The 6,386-nt window shown below is 54.5% G+C and carries 5 protein-coding genes; 3 read left to right on the forward strand and 2 right to left on the reverse strand.

What is annotated here, in order from left to right; translation table 11 throughout:
* The coding region (locus AB1690_09910; GenBank protein ID MEW6015626.1) for a hypothetical protein at positions 1-201 on the reverse strand (201 nt) is incomplete at its 3' end.
* Positions 202-280: 79 nt separating this feature from the next.
* Positions 281-958 (reverse strand): hypothetical protein, encoded by a 678-nt coding sequence (locus AB1690_09915; protein MEW6015627.1) that lies wholly within the window; start codon positions 956-958, stop codon positions 281-283.
* Positions 959-1,259: 301 nt separating this feature from the next.
* Between AB1690_09915 and AB1690_09920 the strand changes: the two genes are divergently transcribed.
* From AB1690_09920 to AB1690_09930, 3 genes are all read left to right on the forward strand, one after another.
* Entirely contained in the window at positions 1,260-1,445 is a 186-nt protein-coding gene (locus AB1690_09920; GenBank protein ID MEW6015628.1) for a hypothetical protein, read from the forward strand.
* Positions 1,446-1,481: 36 nt separating this feature from the next.
* On the forward strand, positions 1,482-4,172 hold the full coding sequence (locus tag AB1690_09925) for a DEAD/DEAH box helicase (GenBank protein ID MEW6015629.1): 2,691 nt from the start codon (positions 1,482-1,484) through the stop codon (positions 4,170-4,172).
* A 111-nt stretch (positions 4,173-4,283) separates the two neighbouring features.
* The coding region (locus AB1690_09930) for a S16 family serine protease (GenBank protein ID MEW6015630.1) at positions 4,284-6,386 on the forward strand (2,103 nt) is incomplete at its 3' end.

The raw sequence follows: 6,386 nt of genomic DNA on the forward strand, positions 1-6,386 counted from the left end.
ATTCTTGCGGGCAAGGGGGGAGAATCCGAAATGCGCAATCGCCGCTCCGGCAACTGTTGCCGCCAGGACAGAAATGACCGCCAGAGAGTTGAATTCCTCCAGCCAGCTGACGCCAGCGACTATCAAAACGCTCCCGACTATTAGCCAGAGGATTCCGGCCAGCAGTACCAAAAATTCTCTCTTTGCGGCAGGCGCTTTCATTGCCGCAAAGTACTGCATTGAAGCCAAAAAATAAAGGGGTCTCGCGCAACGCGAGACCCCTGTAATCGTTAAAGCCATCTTACGGCTGATATACGTCAAAACCGTCTTTTATATTCTCTTCGACTATTGACCGCGAGGAGGCAATCTGCGCCTCATTGGGGTCTATATAACCGCCCTCGCCGTCGCTGAACCAATTACGGTGGTCAAAGCGGAAGACCAAGTGATAGGCGCTCCCGGCTACGTATGTTACCGGGTCGAACTGATGCTGCTGCTCTTCATCAAGCTCGCTGGTGAATACGAAAGTGTTGTCAGGGTCGCCATTGAGATACCCCTCAATACGGATACTCAAATCCTGCATCTCCGGATTGGCGTTGTACACGGAAGAATCGGCGACTTCTAGTTTCTCTATACGGAAGAGAGAGCGGTCGTAGGTTCCCGGCTGCAGCGGGACTATGCCGACATCATGAAAATTGCCATTCAAGTCAAGATTGACAATGAGCGGCTCATGTTCCGGCGTCCGGAAATTGAACGGATTTCCGCTGCCCTCCAATTGAATGCGACCGATTACTATCCTGGCTTCGGTCACTTTTACCTGCTCCACGGCGCTCGCTTTGTACAGCGGGTCAAGTGGGGCGGTATCCTGAAATGAGACCATAAGAAAGTTGCTTCCGTCGCCGGTGAGCGATGATTCCGAGCACCCCCCCAGAAGCGCCAAACCTGCTATTGCCAGACCGATCCAGCGAATTGACTGTTTCATTCCTTCTCCTTTCCCTGATTTCGAATCTGCATCTGATTGAGTCTTTTCAACTCGATTTATTCTCATTATCGGGAACTGGATTGCTCCACTTTATTCTGAATTTTCCCTTCTGATTTCGTCTGGTCTTTTTCTTGTATCCGGAAGCCTATGTCCATCAATATATTGTATACCTTCCGGCGAAATTGTTCATATCTGGTAATAGCGCAAGAAGTGACCATAAAAAAGAAAAAATATCTTGACAACTGCACAAATGTGCAGTATTTTGCTTTTGCGTCGATAATAATCCAAGAAGGAGATTAAAATGCTGAAGTTTGAGAAGAGCGATTTTTCTTTTTTCCCGGAATCAGATATCCCGATGGCTCTCGTTTCGAGCGAAAGGTCGGCGCCAGGCGTCGCTGCTCCCCATTGTCCCGACTGCGGAATAGCGCTGGTCCGCTTTGGAACCTGCTTTTCCTGCCCGCTCTGCGGCTTGGGAAGTTGCGAGTGAAGGCGACTTTATGCCGGCTTCGACGGAAGGAGATAGATGATGCGTCTGCGCGAGTTGCTCAAATATAATATACCGGAGCTTCTCCTCGATGCCTGGGCTAAGCGGCAGGGGGAATATCTTCTGCCGCTTCAGGAGAAGGCTATCCGCGGGGGACTGCTGGAGAGCGCTCCCGGCGCGGTGCTGCCTCATCTGTTGATATCGGCTCCGACCTCCTCCGGCAAATCGTTCTGCGGCGAAATCGCGGCTATCGCGGCGCTTCTTCGCCGCCGCAAAGCGGTCATGCTTTTCCCCCTCAAATCGATTGCTGAAGAAAAATATCATCACTTCCGCGCCTGCTATCAGCAACTCGGCATAAGAATTCTGATTGTTACGGCTGACCATCCTGAGAATGATGCCCCCTTCCAGTTCGGAGATTTCGACCTCGCTTTAGCCATCTATGAAAAATTCAATCGCCTGTTGACCGCCCAGCTCGATATTCTTCAACAACTCGGCCTGATTGTCGTTGATGAAATCCAGATGCTGGGGGACCCCGAGCGGGGACCGGAGCTGGAGATGGCTCTTGCCAAGGTCATCGCATCCGGTTATACCCCCCGGTTGGTGGCGCTTTCAGCTGTCCTTGACGACGAAACTGCCCTGGCACGCTGGCTGAACTGCCGTCTTATCAAAGAATCGACTCGCCCCGTTGACCTTCTGCAGGGAATCGCCGTTGGCGGAAATTTCCATTACCGCAGTTTCAACACCGGCATCGAAGGGGATGAAGCTTTCCCGCTGCAATCCGACCGCGAGGGCTTGACCGCGAGTCTTCTTGATTTCCTTCGTGATGACCCCCGCCGCAAGCTGGTTTTTCTCAAGTCGCGGCGGGATACTATTAATGCCGCTTTCAAACTGGCCGCGGCGGCCAACTGGGGTGAAGCCAGAGCGACTCTGGCGCAGGTTGAGGAAGAGGAGCCGAGTTTTCTGATACGGGCTCTCCGGCAGACTCTATCGCGCGGCGTTGCTTTTCATAACGCCGACCTCACTCCGGCGCAGCGCAAGGCGGTCGAGCAGGGGTATCTCAGCGGCGAAATCAGAGTTATTTTTTCCACCACCACCCTGGCGATGGGGGTCAATCTTCCGGCCGAGATGGTTCTTCTGGAGACTATGAAATACCGCTCCGGCGATTTTGGCGGCCGCCCGTTGCTGGTTCCGATAACCGCTTCGGAATTCCGCAATATCACCGGGCGCGCCGGACGGTTCGGTCTTGCCGAGGGGGAGAAGCCGGGAAGAGCCGTTATCCTGGCTGATTCCGAATTTGAGCAGGAGGTGCTCTGGTCGAATTATATCGAGACCGGCGCCCGGGAGGCTCTTCGCTCGCGGTTGTCGGCATATCCGGTCGAAGATATTCTTCTTGACCTCATCGCTTCCGGGCTGGGAGTTGACCCGCTCTCTCGGCAGCGCGCTCTCGGCGCTCTCTTCGGCGCCCAGCAGGGCGCCGTCATTGATGACGTCTCCTGTGAGACAGCGTGTCAGCGGCTTCTGAAAGAAAAACTGCTTGATACCTCCGGGGCTGTTACCCCGCTGGGACGAGCCGTGGCGGAGAAAGGGCTGACCTTCTCCGGTTACTGCCACTACCGGCAACTTCTCGCCCGGCGCGTTCCGCAGACCCTGGTCGGCTGGCTCGCTCTGGCGCTTTCCGCCCCTGATTTTGATATCGCCGCCGCCGGGCTCAGTCGCTTCGAATATCGCCAGCGGCTCTATGAATCGGTCCTGCATCAGCAGTTCCACGATTATATCGCGGATATGGTAATTCTCCCGGAGGAAAATGCCGGCGGCATCGATTATCACACCGCCGCTGTCCTGAAAGCCACCTTTCTTCTGAGCGAATGGGCGCGGGAGATACCGGTGGAGCGGCTGGAGCCGAGATACCAGTTGCACCACGGGCAGATTATCCATCTGGCGGAGACCGCCTCCTGGCTCCTGATAACCCTCGCCGCTATTCTCCATGCCGAGAATGCCGATTCCCCACTGCCGCAACGTCTCGAAGAAGATGCTTTCTCGGTGCAGTTCGGGATTCTCCCCGACCGGCGCGACCTCCATTATCGCTTCGGCGATATCCTCACCCGCGCCGATTTCTCGCTGCTGCGCCAGAATAATATCGCCCGCCCGGACGACCTGCGGCAGCTTCCCCCCGAGCAGCTGGCCCCCCTTATCAAACCGGAAAGTAAACGAGACAAAATCATAGAGAGATTACAATCCCTAATAGAGGAGGATAATATGGGTAGAATCACCCCTCTCAATTCGGTCGCCGGATATCACCCGGCTGCCGCTTTCGGCGCCGCCGGATTCCGTCCGGCTCTGCTGGAACTCGATGGCTCCTACCAGGGGGAGCGATACCTGGTTAGAATCGACGGCTTCCCGATTCGCCTGACCGGCAAGTCGTTCAAGTATCTGGTCAAACTGGCGTATGCCCGCCTGTCGCCCGCCGCAGGCGGGGAAGGATGGGCATACAAAGATGATATCGAGGTCGGCTTCAATCAGGCGCGCTATCTTTACCGGCTCAAGCAGGAGATAAATGCCGGCGCCGGCGGAAACCACCCCTGGCAGATCTTCGAAAACAACCGCCTCGGGTATTACCGCCTCGATATTGAGCCAGCCAGGATAAGCCTCAATCTGGAAAACCTTAAGTCTCATCCAGACTATGAGTTACGCCATATTGCGGAGGAGTTGACTCTGAAAAAGGTAAGTTGAGAAAAAGATTGCCGGAAAGCAGAGATCGCCGAAAAACCGGAGCCATCTTGACTTATCCCACGGTTTAAGTATATATAAATTAAACCGATAGGAATGGAAAAGGGTATCCGGATGACACTTAAAGGCGGCCAGAGAATACCGATCAAGGCGGCAGACCAGAAGATAACTCTGCCGGTAATCCCGGCTAAAACGGTTATTCTCTTTCCCGGCGAGGTGATTACGCTTCAGGTAGGACGCCCCGAGAATATCGCCCTTATTCAGGAGAATTCGGCTCATGACCATCTGGTCGCGGTGGTCTATTCTCCTCGCGGGGAATCGGATGTCAGGGAGGTGGACCTTTGCCGGGTCGGCACTGCGGCTCATATCATCTCCATTAAGGACGGACCGGCCGGTTCGAAAATAATCTCACTTGAGGGGGCGGCGCGAATCGTGCTGGAGAAAATCCGCCAGAAGGCTCCTTACATTACCGGAACTATTGGATATGTCAATGAAACTCCCGCATCGCCGGAAAAAGCGGCCGACCTGACCCGCCAGCTGATTGCGATACTGGAAGAAATCACCAAAATCGACCCCTCTTATTCTGATGAGCTCTCTTATGTCTTGAAATTCAACCTTGGTGACCCGGGACGGTTTGCCGACAAAGTCGCCGCCGCTCTCCATCTGCCGCTTGTAACCAAGCAAAAGATTCTTGAAGCCTATCGCATCGATGCCCGCCTGACCGAGTTACTCCAGGCTCTTCAAAATGAATTGGAGCGAGCCCGGGTTCTTTATGAAGTAAAAAAGAATGTCGATGAACGCGCGGTCAACGAGCAGCGCAAGTCATACCTTCGGCAGCAGCTCTATGAAATCAAACGCCAGTTGGGGGAAGAGTTCATTGAAGACAAAATCGCCCAGCAGCTGCGCAATGAGATAAAGAAGAACCGGAATCTCCCTCCGGATGTGCGCGACCGCGCCCTGATAGAAATCGACCGCCTCAGCCACCTTTCCACCGCTTCCGCCGAATATGGCGCCACCAAACTCTATCTTGACTGGCTGATGAATATCCCCTGGAATATATTCTCTCCGGAAGATTATAACCTGCGGCAGGTGGAAGAGGAGATTGACGAAGAATATTACGGTTCCCCGCAGATAAAGAAACAGATACTGGAGCGGCTGGCGGTGCGGCAGCTCTCCGGGGGAGTCAGCGAAGGCTCCGTGCTCTGTATCGCCGGCGTTCCCGGCACCGGTAAAGCCTCACTGGCGCGCGCCATCGCCCGTGCCCTCGGAAAAAAATTCATCCGTATCTCTGTCGGCGGGATGATTGATATTTCCGATATCAAAGGCTCCGCCCGCAATTTCCTGGGTGCCGCTCCCGGCATTATCATTCGCACCCTGCGCGATGCCGGCGTCTCCGACCCGGTCGTCTTCATTGAAGATATCGAGTATTTCGCGCAGGATGCCAATACCGCCCTGCCGATGTCGCTCCTGGAGGCGATTGACCCGCGACTCAACGGCCATTTCCTCGATAACTACATCGGTCTGCCGATAAACCTGCATCGCGCCATTTTCATCTGCGCCGTGAAATCGATTGACGGTATCCCGGAAATGCTGGCGCATCGCTTTGAAATCATTGAGCTGCCCGGATATATCGAACGAGAGAAAATCCATATCGCCCGAAAATATATTATCCCCAAAGTCCTGACGGCGCACGGACTGAAAAAGAGAGATATTAACTTCACCGACAACGGTCTCAAAAAAATAATCCGCAGTTACACCCTCGAGGCCGGTTTGCTCAATCTCCGCCGTCAACTGGAGCGAATCTGCCGCCATGTCGCCAAGGAAAAAGCCTCCCGACTCAACAAAATCTGGACAGTCAATGAGAAGACGGTCGAGTCGTTCCTCGGGACGCCGCAGTTTATCCCCGAAAAGCCGGAAAAGAAGCCGGAAATCGGCGTTGCCATAGGCCTTGCCTGGACCGGTATGGGGGGAGAACTGATGATGATAGAAGGGCTGCGGATGAAAGGCAGCGGCGAAGTCATCACCACCGGCTCACTCGGGGAAGTGATGAAAGAATCAATCCAGGCGGCGCATAGTTATGTCCGCGCCCGGGCCGACATTCTCGGCATCGACCATAATGATTTTGACAATTTCGATATCCATATCCATTTTCCTTCGGGGGCTATCCCCAAAGACGGTCCCTCGGCCGGCGTCACGGTTTCGCTTGTCATTGCCTCG

This window comes from Candidatus Zixiibacteriota bacterium (genome assembly GCA_040753495.1).
GTDB lineage: Bacteria > Zixibacteria > MSB-5A5 > GN15 > PGXB01 > DYGG01.

Coding starts and splice junctions, on each gene's coding strand:
- AB1690_09925 (MEW6015629.1), top strand. CDS start 1,482: ATGATGCGTCTGCGCGAGTTGCTCAAATATAATATACCGGAGCTTCTC.
- AB1690_09915 (MEW6015627.1), bottom strand. CDS start 958: ATGAAACAGTCAATTCGCTGGATCGGTCTGGCAATAGCAGGTTTGGCG.
- AB1690_09920 (MEW6015628.1), top strand. CDS start 1,260: ATGCTGAAGTTTGAGAAGAGCGATTTTTCTTTTTTCCCGGAATCAGAT.